Raw genomic sequence first — 16759 nt, 5'->3', positions numbered from 1 at the left:
ACGGCTTCGGCACCGCGCTGCGCCACCGGGACGCCGACGCGCACTGGCTGGTGCAGGCCGACGGGACCCGCCGCCGGCTGCCGGTGGAGCGGTGGCACGGGCCGGCCGAGCCGGCGACCGACGCCGTGGTGTCGCGCTGCGCCGGCCCGACGCTGGACCTGGGTTGCGGGCCGGGCCGGCTCACCGTGGCGCTGGCCCGGGCCGGGCTGGCCACCGTGGGAGTCGACGTCTCGGCCCGGGCGGTGGCGCTGACCCGGGCGCGGGGCGCCGTCGCCGTCCAGGCCGACCTCTTCGACCGGCTGCCCGCCGAGGGCCGGTGGCGGCACGTGGTGCTGCTGGACGGCAACATCGGCATCGGCGGTGACCCGGCACGGCTGCTGCGCCGGTGCCGGGAGCTGCTCCGCCCGGACGGCACGGTCCTGGTCGAGCTGGACCCGCCCGGCAGCGGCACCTGGCAGGGTCGGGCGCGCGTGGTGTCCGGGCGGCGCCGGGGGCCGAGTTTCGGCTGGGCGCGGCTGGACACCCGGGCGGTGCACGAGCCCGCCGCGACGGCCGGCCTGGTGGTCCGCGAGCTCCACCCGGCCGGCCGGCGCTGGTTCGCCGAGCTGGCCGTCGGCTAAGCACGCCCGTCGGCGCGCACCCGACGGAGCCGCGGGTCGGAAGCTGCCCGCCGGATATCCGGTACGGCCACACCGCGGTGGCGGGCTACCGTGCGGCGCATGAGCGACGAACCGACCCTGCACTTCTGCACCGATCCGGGCGACTTCCTCGCCGCCGCCGGCGACCATCTGGCGGCGAACCCGGTGGTCGGCACGGTCGTGGCCACCGTCGCGCACCGGATGCTGGACCGGCGCGCCGACGGGGTCCCGCCGCCCGGGGACGACTGGTGGCTGGTGGTCCGGGACGCGTCCGGGGCGGTGGTCGGCGCCGGGATGCGGACGGTGCCCTTCGCGCCGCGTCCGCCGTTCCTGCTGCCGATGCCCGAGGAGGCGGCCGTGGCGCTGGCCCGGGTGTGGCACGAGCGCGGCGAGGAGGTACGCGCCGTCAACGGCGCGCTGCCCGCGGTCCGGCGGTGCGCCGCCGAGGTGACCCGGCTCGGCGGCGGCCGGGTCGAGGTCGCCCAGCACACCCGGCTGCACGAGCTCGGCGAGCTGGTGCAGCCGGCGCGGGTGCCCGGCGCGTTGACGGTCGCCACCGAGGACGACGTCGACCTGGCCGCCGAGTGGTTCGACGCGTTCATGGCCGACGCCGACGAGCAGGCGGGCCGCCCGCGCGGGGTCAGCGCGCACGAGACCCCCGACCGGGCCGAGCTGCTGCGCCGGATCCGGGGTGGGCGGCTGTGGTTCTGGACCGAGGCGGGCCGGCCGGTGCACCTCACCGCCGCCAACCCGCCGTCGTTCGGCGTCGCCCGGATCGGCCCGGTCTACACCCCGCCGGAGCAGCGCGGGCGGGGCTGGGCCAGCAACGCGGTCGCGGAGGTCTCCCGGCTGCTGCGGGCCGAGGGTGCCCGGGTGTGCCTCTTCACCGACCAGGCCAACCCGACCTCGAACCGGATCTACGCCAACCTCGGCTACCGGCCGGTGGTCGACATGGCCAACCTGGTCATCGTCCCCTGACACCGACCCGACGGCCGGCCGACGCCGCGGGCCGGCCGTCGGCAGCGGGATCAGCGGCCGAGGTCGAGCGCGGCCAGCCGCTCCGGGTCGGCGATCACGTCGATGGCGGCGATCCGCCCGCCGGTGACCGTGAACGCCATCACCGACAGCGGCCGGCCGGCCGCGCTGACCAGCACCCCGGCGGCGCCGTTGACCAGCACCGGCCGGGCGAACGGCGAGAACCGGCCGAACGTGGTGGCCTGCGCGGCCACCACCCGCGCGCCGGTGAGCACGGTGGAGTGCCGGGCCCGGGCGGTCCCGCCGTCGGAGCGGAGCACCACGTCGGGGTGCAGCACAGCGACGAGCCCGTCGAAGTCGCCCTCCCGGGCTGCCGCCAGGAACGCGGTGACCACCTCCCGCTGGCGGGCCAGGTCCGGGTCCGGCGCAGGCGCCTGCCCGCGTACGCGGCGGCGGGCCCGGCTGGCGAGCTGCCGGGCGGCGGCCGGCGACCGGTCGACCAGCGCGCCGATCTCCTCGAAGGGCACGCCGAACATGTCGTGCAGCACGAAGGCGAGCCGCTCGGTCGGGGTCAGGGTGTCCAGGACCACCAGCAGCGCCAGCCCGACCGAGTCGGCCAGCACCGCGGCGTGCGCGGGATCGGCCTCGGCGACGTCGACGACCGGGTCGGGCAGGCGTACGTCGAGGGGGTCCTCACGCCGGCTGGCGCGGGCCCGCAGGGTGTTCAGGCAGACCCGGGCGACCACCGTGGTCAGCCAGGCGGCCAGGTTGTCCACCTCGGTGGTGTCGGTCCGGGCGAGCCGCAGCCAGGTCTCCTGCACGGCGTCCTCGGCCTCGGTCAGGGAGCCGAGCATCCGGTACGCCACGGCGCGCAGCTGCGGGCGCTGCTGCTCGAACCGCTCGGCCAGCCAGGTGTCCTCGCCCATGTCCCAGTCCTTCCTCGCGGGGTCCCGGCTGGCCGACCCGGGCCGGCCCGTCCGTGTGACGGCCTGTGACACCCGTCACGTCGGTCACACCTGCCGCCCGCCGCGGGTCGAGCCGGTGAAGCCCGCACCGTAGCGGATCTGCCAGACACGGAGGACGACATGAACGCACCCATCCTGGTCGCCGGCGGCACCGGCACCCTCGGCCGGCTCGTCGTGCCGCTGCTGCGCGACGCCGGCCACCCGGTGCGGGTGCTCAGCCGCAGCGGCGGCCGGCCCGTCGACGGCGTCGAGCACGTCACCGCCGACCTGCTCACCGGCGCGGGCGTCGACCCGGCGGTACGCGGGGTCGGCACCGTGCTGCACCTGGCCGGCGGCCCCAAGGGCGACGACCTGGCCACCCGCCACCTGGTCGACGCCGCCCGGCGCGCCGACGTGCGGCACCTCGTGTACATCTCGGTGGTCGGGGCCGACCGGGTGCCGCTGGCCTGGCTGCGGTCCAAGCTGGACGCCGAACGGGCCGTCGCCGGGTCGGGCGTGCCGTGGACCACGCTGCGCGCCGCCCAGTTCCACGACCTGGCGCTGACCATGGTGGAGAAGATGGCGAAGCTGCCGGTGGTCCCGGTCCCCGGCGGGTTGCGCCTCCAGCCGGTCGACGCCCGCGAGGTGGCGGCCCGGATGGTCGAGCTGGCGCTGGGCGCGCCGGCCGGCCTGGCGCCCGAGCTGGCCGGGCCCCGGGTGTACGGCCTCGACGAGCTGGTCACCGGCTACCTGACGGCCGTCGGCCGGCGCCGGCTGCGGCTGCCGGTCCGGCTGCCCGGCAAGGCCGGCCGGGCGTACCGGAACGGGGACAACCTCGCCCGCCCCGGGGCCACCCTCGGTGTCCGCACCTGGGAGGCGTTCCTGGCGGAGCGGCTGCGGCAGCCGGCGGCGATCCGCCCGGCCTAGCCGCCGGACTTGGAGGCCGGGGACCTCGGTGCGGCAAGCTCGGCCAGGTGGCGCAGCGAGTTGGCGAGATGCTCAGGGCCGAAGGGTGGGAACTGGATGTACTCCCGGATGAACGGCGGCACCGCCGACCAGTCGTAGGTGAGCGTGACCTCGGTCTCGGACGGACCGAGCGGCGCAAGGTCGTAACGCCACATCCAGCCGCCGAACTCCAGATGACCGTCGCCCTTCTCCTCCCCCGTCAGCCAGCCGATGGCGCGCGGTGGATCGAGCACCTGCACCTTGTTGGCCACCTGGTAGTCACCGTCCGGATGGTTGGCGTGATACATGTCCATCCGGAAGATCTGCCCCACCTCGGTCAGCGGCGCCCGGTCGACAGGTTCCTGGACCCAGCCGGTGCCGTCGATCGCAGCATGGGTCGTCGGGTCCGCCAGCACCGCGAACACCCTCGCGGCGGGCACGGCGACAGTCAGGGTGGCGGTCACGTTCTCCTGGTCCACGGTGTGCACGCTCCTCGTCATCTCACCTCAAGCTCCCACAGGCGCCGAAGGGGGACGTTCCCACCTGTAGACGACGCGGCGAGCCGGAACTCATCGGTCCTGTGGAACCCGTACCCGGTTCGCCGAACGCGCCGATCGGCGAGCGGATCCCGATCGGCGCGTCGCGGACCACGGGGCCGGGGCTGTCAGCCGAGGTGCCGGGCGAAGAACCGCACCGTGCTGTCCAGTTCGAAGGCCGGCATGTCGCCGTGCCTGCCGTTGTTGGCGTGCAGGGTCTTCTCGGCTGAGCCCAGGGCGTCGAACAGCGCCAGGCCCTGCGCCCGCGGCACCCGCTCGTCGTCCCACTGCAGCAGGAACTCCACCGGCACGGTGATCCGCGCGGCGGCCTCTGCTGTCGCCAGCGCCCCGCCCAGGCCGAGCACCGCCGCACGGACCCGGGGTTCGGCGGCGACGAACGGCACGCCGAGGCCGCAGCCCAACGACACGCCCCAGTAGCCCACCGGACCGGCGCCGACGTGTTCAAGATCCTGGACCGCGTCCAGGACCGCCTGCCACTCCGGGACGGTCTGGCGAGCCACGAGCGCCTGGAAATCGGCGATCAGCGGAGCCAGTTCCTCTCCGTTAGCCACGCGGGCCTGGTTCTCGGTCGCGATCCGGTCGTACTTCTCATCCGTTGGCCGGTCACCATGGCCGGGCACATCCACCGCCGCGACCGCGAAACCACACTCCGCCACGAAGCGGCGTGCACGGTCCACGATGTCGGGGGCCTTCTTGTGCTGGCCGCCGCCGTGTCCCATGAGGATGAGGGGACGCGTACCGGCGGCACCTTCCGGCGTCCACAGCACGCCAGGAATCTCGCCGAGCGTGAAGAGCTGTTCGGTGACGCCGTCGGAGGACGTCTCGGAGTTGACGCGCATAGCTTTCGAGCCTTTCGGGATGCCTTCTGCGGGCACTCCCTAGGCCATTCGAGGGAGGGAGGCCCGACCTGTCACAGCGTTGATCGGTCTCACCTCCTCAGTTCACAGCGGCGCACAGCGACGCAGAAGCTATCACGAGGGGCTCAACGACCGCCTACGGCCGCCCCGTCGGGCAGTTGTTGCTCATGACCGTGACGCTGTACTCGGTGTCGTCGTCGGTGATGCCCGACGGCGAGCCGTCGAACCACGTCTCGACCTTCTCCCGGCCCCGGTGCTGCTCGTAGTGCAGGTGCGGCGCGCCGGAGTTTCCGGTGCTGCCCACCCGCCCCAACTGCTCGCCCCGGGCGACCCGCTGTCCGGCCCGGACCAGGGGCGGTTCGAGCAGGTGCAGGTACTGCGTCTCCCACCTGCCACCGTGGTCGATCTTCACCCAGTACCCTCCGCCACGTCCGCGCGGACCCTTCGGGTTGTCCGGGGTACGCCCGCCCAGGGACCCGTTGATCCCCGCCACGGTGACCGTGCCGGCGTAGGACGCGAGCACCGGCCGCCCCCACGCGTCGCCTTCCGTGGGGAACAGGTCGACGTCGTAGTCGTCGTGGCCGGGGTACGTGCCCAGCCGCCAGCGCTCGCCGCAGGAAACGGGGAGCTGGAACGGCGGGCGCGGACCCGGCGGCCGCAGCAGGGGTACGACGACAACGGCGAGGGCGAGAACGGCCGCGGCCCCGCCGAGCGCGAGAACGACGCGGCGCCGGTCGCGGGGTCCGTCTGGCTGGGTCGTCACCGCCCCGAGCATGACAGAGACCGACCACTGGCGGACGCCGGCCGCCTGCTGACCTGGCGGCCCTTCCCGGTCGCGGCCGACGCTCCGGTCAGCCCACGATGATGCGCCGCACCCGCACCTTCGGGCGCTCGTTGCGCAGGTGCCCGTGCAGGTGCTGCCGGACCTGCTCGTTCCAGACCTCCTGGTCGTAGTCCGGGTCCGGTGGAATCCACTTGTGCGACCCGTCGCTGTAATGAAATTTGCCGTCCCCGGCGAGCAGGATGCTCACCGCACCCACCCGAGAAACCGTCGGTGCAGTGCGCCGGCAGGCAACCAGTGCAGATCGGCGGACGCCCGGACGAGTTGCGCACCCAAGTAGAGCGCGAGCGACACCGGCGCGTGGTCGAACTCGGCCCCCAGTTGCTGACGGCGGGTCGTGCAGGGCCATGGGGCGCCACAGCCGCCGCAGCTCCAGACCGGCAGCACCGGCTCGTGCGTGGTCACTCGCGGCACCCGGCCCCGCCAAGTCCGTCCAGCCCGTGCGGATGCGTGGCGACAAGCCACGGTCCCTGATCGTCGCGCATCTCATTCGCCTCCCGGCCAGTGCCCACCGTTGATCGGGATGCGGTGACGGGCGTGACAGGGCAGGTCGGCACCGCAGCGACAGACCTGCCGCCACCTGCGCCAGCACCACACCGGCCGATGCCGACGAGCGAGAGTCAGCGCGACGGCGTACAGGTACTCCTCGTACGACACCCTCCGGGCCGAAGCGCCCGAAGCCACCACCTTGGGCTGCATCATGAACACAGGCTGTAGCGAGCCTGTCCGATGTCCCGGAAAATCCTTCCGGGGTCACAGGCTGTCGACCCGAGAAGGTGACGACGTGGGCGAACGGACTGACACCCTGACCATCGGCGAACGCGTAGCCTGGTATCGGCGACGGCGCGGCCTGTCCCAGGAGGTCCTGGCCGGGCTGATCGGCCGTACGGCCGACTGGCTGGGCAAGATCGAAAACAACCGCATCGAGCTGGACCGGCTCTCCGTCATGAAGTCGCTGGCTGAGGTGCTGGAAGTCTCCCTCGGCGACCTGCTCGGCGAACCGTCGCTGGTGGCCCGGACCGGAGGCAGTAGCACCGGCAGCGTGCCCGCTCTCCGTACCGCCCTGATGAACTATCGCGTGTTCGCTCCGCTCGGCGACACCGCAGCGCGACCGCTGAGCATCCCCTTGCTCTGGCAGGAGCTGAGCAGCCTCTGGAGCGCTTATCAGGACTCCCGATTCGGCTGGGTCACCGCTCGTCTGCCGGATCTCCTCCAGCACAGTCAAGCCGCGGTCGACCACCATGACGGCATCGAGCAGGATCAGGCCCGCCGGTTGCTCGGCCTGGCGTACCAGTTGGCGGCAACCCAGTTGACGAAGCTCGGCGAAAGGGATCTTGCGTGGATCGCCGCCGACCGTGGCCTGGCCGCCGTCCACGCCACCGGCGACCCTGTGGTCATCGGCTCCCTGTTCCGCTCAGTCGGTCACGCCCTCCACGCCATCGGCCGCTACGCGGAGGCGGTACGCCTCACCGAACACGCCGCCGAGTATCTGACACCCCACCTGAGACACCCCACACCCGCCTTGCTCTCCGTCTACGGGACCCTCTACCTGTCCGGCTCGATGGCCGCCGCCAGGGCCGAAGACGCGGCCACCACCCGCGCGTTTCTCACCGCCGCTGGTCAGGCGGCCGCCCGGCTCGGGACCGACGCCAATCACCTCTGGACCGCGTTCGGTCCCACCAACGTCGCCATCCACCGGGTTGCCGCCGCCGCCGAACTCGGCGACATTCAGGTTGCCGTCGACCTCGGTCCGCGCGTCGACACCTCAGGATTGCCCATGGAGCGCCGGGTACGGCATGCCCTCGAAGTCGCCCGCGCTTACAGCGCCTGGAACCGGCTCGACGATGCCCAGGCCGTCCTCCTAGAGGCCGAGCGCATGGCGCCGCAGCAGGTCCAACACCACTTCCTCAGCCGTCAACTCACCCTGACCTGGATACGACGGCAGCGCGGCAAGCCCTCCGCCCCACTGGTCGCTCTGGCGCGACGGCTCAGAGTCCTCGACTGACCTTGAGCCGTCTAGGCTGCCCTGGTGACCACTGACGAGACATCAGCCATGGCGACCCCACACGTCGCCGCTGGCGCCCTCTTCGTCAATCACGAGGGGCACGTACTTCTCGTCCGGCCGACCTACAAACAGCATTGGGACATCCCTGGCGGGTACGTCGAGCCGGGCGAGTCCCCCCGCGATGCCTGTGTGCGGGAAGTGCGGGAGGAACTTGGCCTCGACATCTCTGTCGGCCCCATGCTGGTGGTCGACTGGGCACCCGCCGACAACGAGGGCGACAAGCTTCTCTTCATCTTCGATGGCGGCGTGCTGACCATCGAGCAGGAGCGCGCCATCAGGTTCCTCGACGGCGAGTTGGCCGAGTGGCGCCACGTCGATGTCGACGCCATGGCGACGCATGTGCCGGCACGCCTCGATCGGCGGATCCGGGCAGCCGTAACGGCGAGGGACCAGGGACATGCCGCCTACGCCGAGCACGGCGTCGCAGTTCCCCGCCTCGTAGATCGATAGCCGGGGGTAGGTGCGTGGAGAACGGCGAGCCGGTTGTGATGCGGGTGTACTGCCGCGTCGAGGTCCTCATCGACGATCCGGGCGCCGTGGCGGCCCTCGCGGGGCAGCGGCTGCGGGACGCGGACATCGACTGGCCGAGCGAGCCGGACACCATCGAGGAGGCCGCCGCCGAGCTGCGCACCGACCTGCCGCAGGCGCTGGCGAGCCTGGTGGACCCGGACGGCCTACTGGCGGACGTGCCGGGCGTGCGGATCCGACGCGGCCGCTGGTGGGCCGAGCCCGGTGAGGCGTCTCCCCGGTTCCAGCCCGGCTTCACCGACTGACCGGCGGGCGGGGCTCACCAGCCGACGGTGGAGAGGCTGATCGGGGTGAGCTGGCGGACCTGCGGCTCGATCCACTGTGCCGCGGTGACCAGCTTGACCAGCCGGTCGATGGTCTCCGGCGGGCCCGCCACGAAGCTGCGCCGGTCCGCCGGGCAGCCGTACCGGTCGTCGAAGCAGCCGCCGTCGAGCGCGCGGACCACCATGCCGGCCTCGGCGGCGAGCAGCATCCCGGCCGGCAGGTCGACCGCCTCGGGACGGTAGCCGACGATGCCGTCGATGTCGCCGCGGGCCAGCATCACCCAGGACAGCAGCGGCGCCCACAGTTGCAGCACCCGGCGGGCGGTGGTGTCGAGCACGACCTTCAGCGCGCGGGCGGTGCTGTCGTCCCGCGCCACCTCGTGCCCCTGGGTCCAGGCCAGCACCGGCGCGGTCGGCACCGGGCGGCGGGGCGCGTGCAGGGGGCGGCCGGCCGGCCCGGACTCGTGCACGAAGGCGCCCCGGCCGCGCACCGCGGACCAGGTGCGGCCGGCGACCGGGTCGTGCACCACGCCGAGCACCGGCGAGCCGTGGTCGCAGAGGGCGATCCCGACCACGTACGCGGGCAGCCCGATCGCCACGTTGTTGGTCCCGTCGAGCGGGTCGACCAACCAGGCCCAGGAGTTGTCGGCCACGTACTCGCCGCCCTCCTCGGCGATCACCCCGTGCTCCGGCCAGCGGGCCCGGATCCGATCGACGATGAGCCGTTCGGCGGCCAGGTCCAGGTCGGTGACCAGGTCACCGGAGTCGTTCTTGGCCCGGGCGTGCAGCTGCCCCCGGGTGCCCTGGCGCAGCAGCCGCCCGGCCGCCTGGGCCGCCTCCACCGCGAACCGGTGCGCGTCGCGCAGGTCGGGCCCGTTTCTGTTCGGCTCCATGTCCATGGCTCCTCCAGCCAGTCAGCCCCGTGCCACCAGTCGCGCGATCTCCCGCGCCATCCGTGCCGTCTCCGCCGGGTCGCAGCGGTCCCGGCGTACCCGGTGGCTGCGCCCGTCCACCGCGCCGAGGCTCAGGTCGCACACGCCGGGGGTGGTCCGGCCGAGCGCCACCGTGACCGCCGGCTCGCCGGCGTCGACCTCCGAGGTGTGGAAGCCGCCGGCGCGCAGCGCGTACGAGTCGCCGGCGGTGTGCGTCTCCACGGTGGCGGTCGCGGCGGTGACCAGCCGGTCGGTGGCCGCCATCTCGTCGACGTCGCCGCGGCTGTGCACCTCGTAGATCCGCCAGGCCGGGTCGGCGGGGGCGTCGGTCACCTCGATCAGCTCGTTGCGGACCGTGCCGTGCAGCACGTGGCTGAGCAGGTCCCAGCTGTGCGAGTGCATGGTCGAGGTGGTCGGCCGCAGCGGCGGCGGGTCGGCCGGCCAGGCGTGCACGCAGATCCCGTCCGGGCCGGTGCGTTCCACCGGCAGGCAGGTGAAGCCGAGCGGGTGCCGTACGGCCAGCAGCGGCCGCCGCCCCTCGGCGACGTCGTCGAGGACGTCGAGCACCCAGCCGCGCAGCAGCTCCGGCCGGGCGCCCCGGTCGATCTCCCGTTCGAGGTCGGCGTAGGTCATCATGCGTACGGGTTCCTCGCCTGGATGGCCCGGCTCACGATGTCGGCGACCTCGCGGTCGCCGTAGGACCGGGGTAGCGGCAGCCCGAGTGTGGTGAACAGCCGGCGGACCTGCTCCACCGAGGGCTCGTCGTCGAGCTTCACCGGCGCGGCGGCCTCGACGGGCACCCGCCGGCTCTGCTCGCGGCTGTACTGCAACTCGATGTTGAACCGGTTGTAGTAGAGCTCCTTGCGGTCGATCCGCAGCGCCGGGGTCTGCGGGTTCTCCTGCGTGATGATCACGCAGGTCGAGGAGAGGTCGTAGCGGAAGGTGGTCATCTGCGCGGAGAGCCGGACCTCGACGGTGAGCAGCCCGGAGCGTTGCAGGTGCCAGCAGGCGGCCAGCACGGTCGCGTACGACTCCTTGCGGGTGCGGTCCACCGTCCACCGCTCCCCCGGCGCGTCCGGATCCAGGCTGCGCCGGAACCGCGCGTACCGCTCGCAGACCCCCTCGTCGGTCGGGTCGATGATCTCGATGGCGAAGTGGAGGGTGGCGTTGCGCCGGCGGGCGTGCTCCAGGCACTCCGGCAGGGTGACCGCCCGGGTGAAGGTGCCGGTGCCGCCCTTGAAGTTCCACCGGTCGGTGTGCCGGCGCGCCTCGGCCAGCGCCTGCCCGACCTCGCTGCCGTGCAGCACCCGGACCATGGAGACGCTGTCGATCGCCCCGCGGGCCCGGTTCAGCGCTCCCTCCGGGCCGGTGATCTCGTGCATCTGCGGGACCAGCTCGGTGAGCCGGTCGCGAGTGTCGCGCATGACCTCCCGCACCTGCTGCTGGGCGGTCTCCCGGCGCAGCCGGTCGCGCAGCACGGCCTGCGCGAGCACCGCGAGGACCAGCAGGATGGCGCTGTTGACAACGTCCTGGCTGACCGTGTTCGTCAGGCCGAGGACGGCCACGGTCACGGCCAGCAGCAGGCCGATGAACGCGTCGAGATTGTTGACGACCCAGGTGAACAGGCGCGCCATGACATCCCCCGGTCGACGACGGAACCTCCATGATAGCCCTTTGTCAATATCACCATCACGCGCTGTTCGGCTGCCCCGTGCCCCTCGGTGACGGCGCCCCCGCCGTGCGCCGCGCGGCGCAGATCAGCGAGCCACCGAGCCCCGGCGCGACCCGGGCCAGCAGCCGGGAGGCGACCCAGCGTCCACCCGGGAGCCGCCAACCGACCTCGTTGGACCGGATCGCCAGCGGCGCGAACCCGGCCCGGCACAGCACCCGCCGCAGCAGCGACGCGGTGAACGGCCTGATGTGCAGCCACAGGTAGGGGTGCAGCGGGTCCACCTGGCGGGGCGCCCGGCCGGCGAGGAAGGCCAGCCGGTCCTGCGCCGGCGCCAGGTTGGGGGTGGTCAGCACGAGCAGCCCGCCCGGGGCGAGGACCCGGTGGCACTCGCGCAGCAGCGCGAGCGGGTCGTAGACATGCTCGATCAGCTCGCCGGTGAGCAGGCCGGCGAAGCTGCCCGCGCGGAACGGCAGGCCGCGGGTGGCGTCCAGGCAGACCGGCAGGGCCGCGCCGCCGGCGGCCTCCCGGGCCGCGCCGAGCGCGGTCTCGGCCATGTCGGCCACCACGAGCGGGCCGGGCAGCGCCGCCGGGTCGAGCATGCTGCGCGGGCCGCAGCCCAGCTCCAGCACCGGCCGTCCCGCGGGCACGCCGTCGACCATGAGCCGGGCCGCGACCGCCCGGCGGATCCGGTGGTACGGGTCGTCGACGTACCCGTTGACCTGCGCGCCGTCGTGGTAGCTGCGCCGGTTGGCGCGGCGGCCGTGCGCCTGCGCGCTGCGCGACGAGGTCCCGGTCGGCGGCTCGGCCATCGTACCCTCCACTGCGGTCGTCGCCCCCGTCGGCGGCGCCCGTCTCCAGCCTCGCACCGCTCCCGCCCGGCGGCCCGGAAATCGACCCGGTACGCCGACGCGGCGGCCGGGATGCCGGCCGCCGCGTCGCGGTGTCGGGTCAGATGGCGCGGGCCCAGTCGAGCCGGCTGCTGTCGTCGTACTCGTCGCCGGGGATCCACCAGGGCTCGCCGAAGCCGCTGGTCGAGACGATGATGTTGCCGCCGTCGGGGGCCTCGTTGGTCGGCGGCACCGACAGCGCGGCGCAGTAGCGCCCGTCGGGCGAGAACACCGGGGACAGGTAGTACCGGGGCTCGTCGGTGAGCCGCTTGAGGCCGGTGCCGTCGATCCGCACCGAGCCGAGCGCCGCTCCACCGAGCACCTCGGTGTCCCGGGTCCACCGGTTGGTGCAGAACACCACCCGCTCCGAGTTGGGCATGAAGACCGGCCCGTGGAAGAGCTCGCCAGCCGCCTCGGGGGTGTAGATCGGCCGCACCTTGCCCGTGGCCAGCTCCAGCGTACGCAGCTGCGACCCCTCGGAGCGGCTGACCCAGCGCATGACGATCATTGAGCCGTCCCGGGACCAGTTCGGGTACGACATGGTGTGTCCCTGGACGAGCACCCGCTTCGCGGCCGTGGCCACGTCGACCGCGACCAGGGTGTCGTTCCCGATGACCAGGGCGATCTGCGCGCCGTCCGGGGACCACGTCGGGGCCCCGTAGTGGGTGCCGAACGGGTCGGCGAGCAGCTTCCGGATCTCGCCGGTGACCCGGTCGAACAGCGACACGTACGGCATGAGGCTGCCGTCGCCGGACCGGGCGTTGTTGATCCAGGCCACGTAGCGGCCGTCGGGCGACGTGGTGGCCTGGTCGCCGTCGGCGAGCAGCCGCTGCGGCGTGGTGTGGCCAGGGTTGACCTGGAGCACCCCCCAGCCGACGCTGACCAGCCACGGCCCGTTGACCACCCCGGTGGACTCCGCCGCGGCGGCGGGCGCGGCGGTCAACCCACCGGCCAGGCCGGCCGCCGTGGCCGCGCCGGCCAGCGCGGCGGCACGCAGCAGTGCACGTCGATTCATCTCAGTCATGAAACACCCCCGTGATAGACGTCGCTCCACCCTCCTGAACGGACGATCAGGACGGCATCGGGCGAGTGGCCGGTCCACCGTCGGCCACACGGTCATCCCGTACGGTCACCGCCCTGCGGGCCGGTACCCTCGCCCCGGTGACCTCCGACGCGCTGCGCCGCGCCCTCACCGACCCGGGCGACCCGCCGCTGCTCCCCCTGCCCGGAGTGGCCGCCGAACTGCTCGCCGCCCTGCACGCGCCGCCCCGGCTCGCCGCGCACCTGCGGCTGGTGCACGACGTCGCCCGGCAGCTCACCGCCGCGTTCGCCGAACGCTTCCCGTTGGTGCCGTTCGACCGGCAGGCGGTGCTGTTCGGGGCGGCGATCCACGACCTCGGCAAGGTCGAGCACCCCGAGGAGCTGTCCGGGCCCGGCTCGGCCCACGAGGAGGCGGGCTACCAGCTGCTGCTGCGCTTCGGCGTCCCCGAGGAGCGGGCCCGGTTCGCCGTCACCCACGCCGCCTGGCACGCGCCGGGCGTACAACTGGAGGACCTGCTGGTCAGCCTCGCCGACAAGGTGTGGAAGGGCAAGCGCGTCACCGACCTGGAGGAACTGGTGGTCGACCGGCTGGCCGACATCACTGGGCAGCCGCCCTGGCAGGCCTTCCTCGACCTCGACGACGTGCTCGCCGGGCTGGCCGGCGACGCGGACCGCCGGCTCGCCTTCCAGGCCGAGCACCCGGTGCACGGCTGATCCGTCCGGTTGTTACCCGGCGGTTACCCGGCTGCGAAGCCGCTGTGGCACGGCGCGCCGACCGTCAGGGCAGGGACACCGGACGGGGTCCCGGCACACCAGGGAGGCCACCATGAGACTGAGGAGAACACTGCTGGCGCTGGTCGTCGTGCTCGGCGGGCTGGTCGCCGGCACCGGCGGCGCCAACGCGGCGGTGCCGTACTGCGGGATCACCTGGGGCAGCACGGCCAAGTCGGCCGGCACCCTCGGCACCGACCCGCTGATCGAGGTCCGCACCGGCCGGCACGACTGCTGGGACCGGGTGGTCTTCGAGTTCGCCGGACCGGCGAACGGCTACTCCGTCGCCTACGGCGAGACGTACACCGAGGGGCAGGGGCTTGCGCTGAGCCCGTACACCGCCGGTGGCGCGCTGCTGTCGGTGTCGCTGCGGGCCCCCGCGTACGACGACGCGCACGCCGCCACCCTGCCCTACCGCGCCGGTGAGCACGCCGCGTCCGCGCTGGGCTACCGCACGCTGCGGGACGTCGTCTTCGGCGGCAGCTTCGAGGGCTACACCACCTTCGCGGTGGGCGTCCGCGCCCAGCTGCCGTTCCGGGTCTTCGTGCTCAGCGGCCCCGGCACGCACAGCCGCATCGTGATCGACGTGGCCCACCAGTGGCAGGCATGATCTTTCCGCAGGTGAGAGGGGCCGACCGGCCCCTCATCACCGTCCGTTGCGCCCACGCCCCGCGGCGTCGCGCCGGACTACCCTGAGTGGTCATGGAGGGCCGCGTGCTGGTCGTCGAGGACGACGCCTCCATCCGGGAGGTGACCGCCCTCGGCCTGCGCCGGGCCGGGTTCCGGGTGGACACCGCCGCCGACGGCCCGGCCGCCCTCGCCGCGTGGCGGGCCGGCCCGGTCGACCTCATCGTGCTCGACGTGATGCTCCCCCGCCTCGACGGATTCGAGGTGTGCCGGGAGATCCGGCGCACCAGTCAGGTGCCGATCCTCATGCTCACCGCCCGTACCGACACCATCGACGTGGTGGTCGGCCTGGAATGCGGGGCCGACGACTACCTACGCAAGCCTTTCGACCTGCCGGAGCTGGTCGCCCGGGTCCGCGCCGTGCTCCGCCGGACCGTCGCCCCGGCTCCCGAGACCACCGTGGCCGCCGGCCCGCTGGAGATCGACCCGGCCCGCTTCGTGGCCCGCAAGGACGGCCGGGAGCTGACCCTCACCGCCACCGAGTTCCGGCTGCTGCTGGAGCTGGCCCGGCGGCCCGGCCAGGTGTTCACCCGCGAGCTGCTGCTCGACCGGGTCTGGGGACACAGCTACCTCGGCGACTCCCGGCTGGTCGACGTCGCCGTGCAGCGCCTGCGCGCCAAGGTGGAGGACGACCCGGGCGCCCCGACCCTGATCCGGACGGTCCGCGGGGCCGGCTACAAGCTCGCGACGGGGTGAGCGCGCCATGGTGGCCGGCAGAGTCGTACCCGGGCGGCTGCGGCGCCGGCTCGTCGTCGCGTTCGTCCTCGTCGCCGGCATGTCCGCCGGCGCACTGGCCGCCGGGTCCTACGTGATGCTCCGGCAGGCCCGGTTCGACGGCTCGCTGCAACGCGCCGCGGCCGACGCCCGCTACCAGCTGGTGGTCGCCGCGCAGTTCCTGCCGCTGACCGACGCCCGCCGCACCGACCTGCTGGCCAGCTTCGAGGAGTCCGGCCGGCACGTGCTGCTGGTCACCGGGGACACCGAGGCGTCCAACCCCCGGTACGCGCCCACCCCCGACCCGGACCTGCGGGCGACCGTCGCCGCCGGGCAGCTCGGCTTCCAGCGTAGCCCCGGCCGGCCGCACCTGCTGGTCGTCGGCGGCCGGATCCCCGGCTCCACCGCCGAGCTGTACGTGGTGACCGTCGAGGACGACCTCGTCGACGCCCTCGACCAGCTCCGCACCGCCTCGGTGGTCGGCTGGGCGGCGGTGGTGCTGCTCGCCGCCGGCGTGGGCAACGCCCTCGCCCGCCGCACCCTGGAACCCGTCGGCCGGGCCAGCCGGGCCGCCCGGGCCGTCGCCGAGGGGCTGCTGCACACGCGGCTGCCGGTGCGCGGCCGGGACGAGTTCAGCGCCTGGGCCACCTCCTTCAACGAGATGGCCGAGGCGCTGGAAACCAAGATGGAAGCACTGTCCCAGGCGCAGGCCCGGGAGCGGCGGTTCACCGCCGACGTGGCGCACGAGCTGCGTACCCCGGTCACCGCCCTGGTGGCGGCGGCCTCGCTGCTCGCCGACCAGCTGGACACCCTGCCCGCCGACGCCCGCCGGGCCGCCGAACTGCTCGTCGCCGACGTGGTCCGGCTGCGCCGGCTGGTCGAGGAGCTGATGGAGATCTCCCGCCTGGACGCCGGGCGGGAGGTGCTCGCCACCCGCCCGGTGGACGCCGGCGCGCTGCTGCGCCGGATCGTCGCCGGCCACGGGGACGCCGCCCGGGCCACCGTGGCCGGCGACGCGCCGCCGGTGGTGACCGACCCGCGCCGGCTCGAACGGATCCTGACCAACCTGGTTGCCAACGGGATGGAACACGGCGGCGGCGACCTGCGCGCCGAGCTCCGGCACACTGGCGCCGAACTCGTCATCGAGGTCGCCGACCGCGGCCCCGGCATCCCCGCCGACCACCTGGCCCACATCTTCGACCGGTTCTACAAGGCCGACCCGGCCCGCACCGGCCCCGGCAGCGGACTCGGCCTGGCCATCGCCCGCGAGAACGCCCGGCTGCTCGGCGGCCGGCTCGACGTGGCCAGCGAGGTCGGCCGCGGCACCCGCTTCCGCCTCGCCCTCCCCCTCGACCCCGGGGACCGGCCGTGCGACGCCTGATCCCGCCGCTGGCCGCGCTGCTGCTGCTCGCCGCCGGCTGCGCCCCGCCGCGCACCGGCAC

Annotated in this window: 21 protein-coding genes; 10 read left to right on the top strand and 11 right to left on the bottom strand. The window is 73.8% G+C overall.

Features of this window, described 5'->3' with window-relative positions; genetic code table 11:
- Positions 1-17: 17 nt before the first annotated feature.
- Both B0E53_RS20045 and B0E53_RS20040 read left to right on the top strand, forming a co-directional pair.
- On the top strand, positions 18-620 hold the full coding sequence (locus B0E53_RS20045; protein ID WP_107077477.1) for a class I SAM-dependent methyltransferase: 603 nt from the start codon (positions 18-20) through the stop codon (positions 618-620).
- 99 nt (positions 621-719) lie between these two features.
- Entirely contained in the window at positions 720-1616 is an 897-nt protein-coding gene (locus B0E53_RS20040; protein WP_107077471.1) for a GNAT family N-acetyltransferase, read from the top strand.
- Between the two features lie 50 nt (positions 1617-1666).
- Here B0E53_RS20040 and sigJ read toward each other — a convergent pair whose 3' ends face one another.
- Positions 1667-2539, bottom strand: coding sequence for an RNA polymerase sigma factor SigJ (gene sigJ / locus B0E53_RS20035; RefSeq protein WP_107077470.1), 873 nt, complete (start codon positions 2537-2539; stop codon positions 1667-1669).
- 159 nt (positions 2540-2698) lie between these two features.
- On the opposite strand from sigJ, the gene B0E53_RS20030 reads away from it, so the two are divergent.
- Positions 2699-3484 (top strand): NAD(P)H-binding protein, encoded by a 786-nt coding sequence (locus B0E53_RS20030; protein WP_107077469.1) that lies wholly within the window; start codon positions 2699-2701, stop codon positions 3482-3484.
- Here B0E53_RS20030 and B0E53_RS20025 read toward each other — a convergent pair.
- From B0E53_RS20025 to B0E53_RS20005, 5 genes are all read right to left on the bottom strand, one after another.
- Positions 3481-3966 carry a hypothetical protein gene (locus tag B0E53_RS20025; RefSeq protein WP_210406143.1) on the bottom strand — a complete coding sequence of 162 codons (486 nt, stop codon included), beginning with the start codon at positions 3964-3966 and terminating at the stop codon, positions 3481-3483. The genes B0E53_RS20030 and B0E53_RS20025 overlap by 4 nt on opposite strands.
- 200 nt (positions 3967-4166) lie before the next feature.
- Entirely contained in the window at positions 4167-4898 is a 732-nt protein-coding gene (locus tag B0E53_RS20020) for an alpha/beta hydrolase (protein ID WP_107077467.1), read from the bottom strand.
- A 154-nt stretch (positions 4899-5052) separates the two neighbouring features.
- Positions 5053-5691, bottom strand: coding sequence for a M23 family metallopeptidase (locus tag B0E53_RS20015; protein WP_107077466.1), 639 nt, complete (start codon positions 5689-5691; stop codon positions 5053-5055).
- 76 nt (positions 5692-5767) lie between these two features.
- Complete coding sequence (locus B0E53_RS20010) at positions 5768-5947, bottom strand: hypothetical protein (protein ID WP_107077476.1); 180 nt, start codon at positions 5945-5947, stop codon at positions 5768-5770.
- Complete coding sequence (locus B0E53_RS20005) at positions 5944-6162, bottom strand: hypothetical protein (protein WP_107077465.1); 219 nt, start codon at positions 6160-6162, stop codon at positions 5944-5946. The genes B0E53_RS20010 and B0E53_RS20005 overlap by 4 nt, the downstream gene beginning before the upstream one ends.
- A gap of 379 nt (positions 6163-6541) precedes the next feature.
- On the opposite strand from B0E53_RS20005, the gene B0E53_RS19995 reads away from it, so the two are divergent.
- From B0E53_RS19995 to B0E53_RS19985, 3 genes are read left to right on the top strand one after another with little or no spacing between them, the layout of a single operon-like run.
- The gene (locus tag B0E53_RS19995; RefSeq protein ID WP_246835506.1) at positions 6542-7762 is read left to right on the top strand and encodes a helix-turn-helix transcriptional regulator; all 1221 of its coding nucleotides are present in this window, start codon (positions 6542-6544) and stop codon (positions 7760-7762) included.
- A gap of 24 nt (positions 7763-7786) precedes the next feature.
- Positions 7787-8272, top strand: a complete 486-nt coding sequence (locus B0E53_RS19990; RefSeq protein ID WP_246835505.1) for an NUDIX hydrolase — start codon at positions 7787-7789, stop codon at positions 8270-8272.
- A gap of 14 nt (positions 8273-8286) precedes the next feature.
- Positions 8287-8595 (top strand): hypothetical protein, encoded by a 309-nt coding sequence (locus B0E53_RS19985; protein WP_107077462.1) that lies wholly within the window; start codon positions 8287-8289, stop codon positions 8593-8595.
- Positions 8596-8609: 14 nt separating this feature from the next.
- On the opposite strand, the gene B0E53_RS19980 is transcribed toward B0E53_RS19985, so the two are convergent.
- The 5 genes from B0E53_RS19980 to B0E53_RS19960 all read right to left on the bottom strand — a co-directional run bounded on the left by B0E53_RS19980 (position 8610) and on the right by B0E53_RS19960 (position 13119).
- Positions 8610-9506, bottom strand: a complete 897-nt coding sequence (locus B0E53_RS19980) for an inositol monophosphatase family protein (protein WP_246835504.1) — start codon at positions 9504-9506, stop codon at positions 8610-8612.
- 21 nt (positions 9507-9527) lie between these two features.
- On the bottom strand, positions 9528-10181 hold the full coding sequence (locus B0E53_RS19975; protein ID WP_107077460.1) for a hypothetical protein: 654 nt from the start codon (positions 10179-10181) through the stop codon (positions 9528-9530).
- The gene (locus B0E53_RS19970; RefSeq protein ID WP_107077459.1) at positions 10178-11179 is read right to left on the bottom strand and encodes a hypothetical protein; all 1002 of its coding nucleotides are present in this window, start codon (positions 11177-11179) and stop codon (positions 10178-10180) included. Before B0E53_RS19970 ends, B0E53_RS19975 begins: the two co-directional genes overlap by 4 nt.
- 55 nt (positions 11180-11234) lie before the next feature.
- Complete coding sequence (locus B0E53_RS19965) at positions 11235-12026, bottom strand: class I SAM-dependent methyltransferase (protein ID WP_107077474.1); 792 nt, start codon at positions 12024-12026, stop codon at positions 11235-11237.
- Between the two features lie 139 nt (positions 12027-12165).
- Positions 12166-13119, bottom strand: coding sequence for an LpqB family beta-propeller domain-containing protein (locus tag B0E53_RS19960; protein WP_246835503.1), 954 nt, complete (start codon positions 13117-13119; stop codon positions 12166-12168).
- A gap of 146 nt (positions 13120-13265) precedes the next feature.
- On the opposite strand from B0E53_RS19960, the gene B0E53_RS19955 reads away from it, so the two are divergent.
- The 4 genes from B0E53_RS19955 (at position 13266) to B0E53_RS19940 (ending at position 16698) form a co-directional block, all read left to right on the top strand.
- A complete protein-coding gene (locus B0E53_RS19955; protein WP_107077473.1) occupies positions 13266-13859 on the top strand; it encodes an HD domain-containing protein in 594 nt (197 codons plus the stop codon).
- Between the two features lie 112 nt (positions 13860-13971).
- Positions 13972-14526, top strand: coding sequence for a hypothetical protein (locus B0E53_RS19950; protein ID WP_107077457.1), 555 nt, complete (start codon positions 13972-13974; stop codon positions 14524-14526).
- Positions 14527-14618: 92 nt separating this feature from the next.
- Complete coding sequence (locus B0E53_RS19945) at positions 14619-15299, top strand: response regulator transcription factor (RefSeq protein ID WP_107077472.1); 681 nt, start codon at positions 14619-14621, stop codon at positions 15297-15299.
- Positions 15300-15306: 7 nt separating this feature from the next.
- On the top strand, positions 15307-16698 hold the full coding sequence (locus B0E53_RS19940; RefSeq protein ID WP_107077456.1) for a HAMP domain-containing sensor histidine kinase: 1392 nt from the start codon (positions 15307-15309) through the stop codon (positions 16696-16698).
- Positions 16699-16759 lie beyond the last annotated feature (61 nt).

The sequence above is a fragment of the Micromonospora sp. MH33 genome (assembly GCF_003013775.1).
Taxonomy (GTDB): domain Bacteria; phylum Actinomycetota; class Actinomycetes; order Mycobacteriales; family Micromonosporaceae; genus Micromonospora; species Micromonospora fulviviridis.
This window is presented reverse-complemented; position numbering and strand designations above follow the sequence as displayed.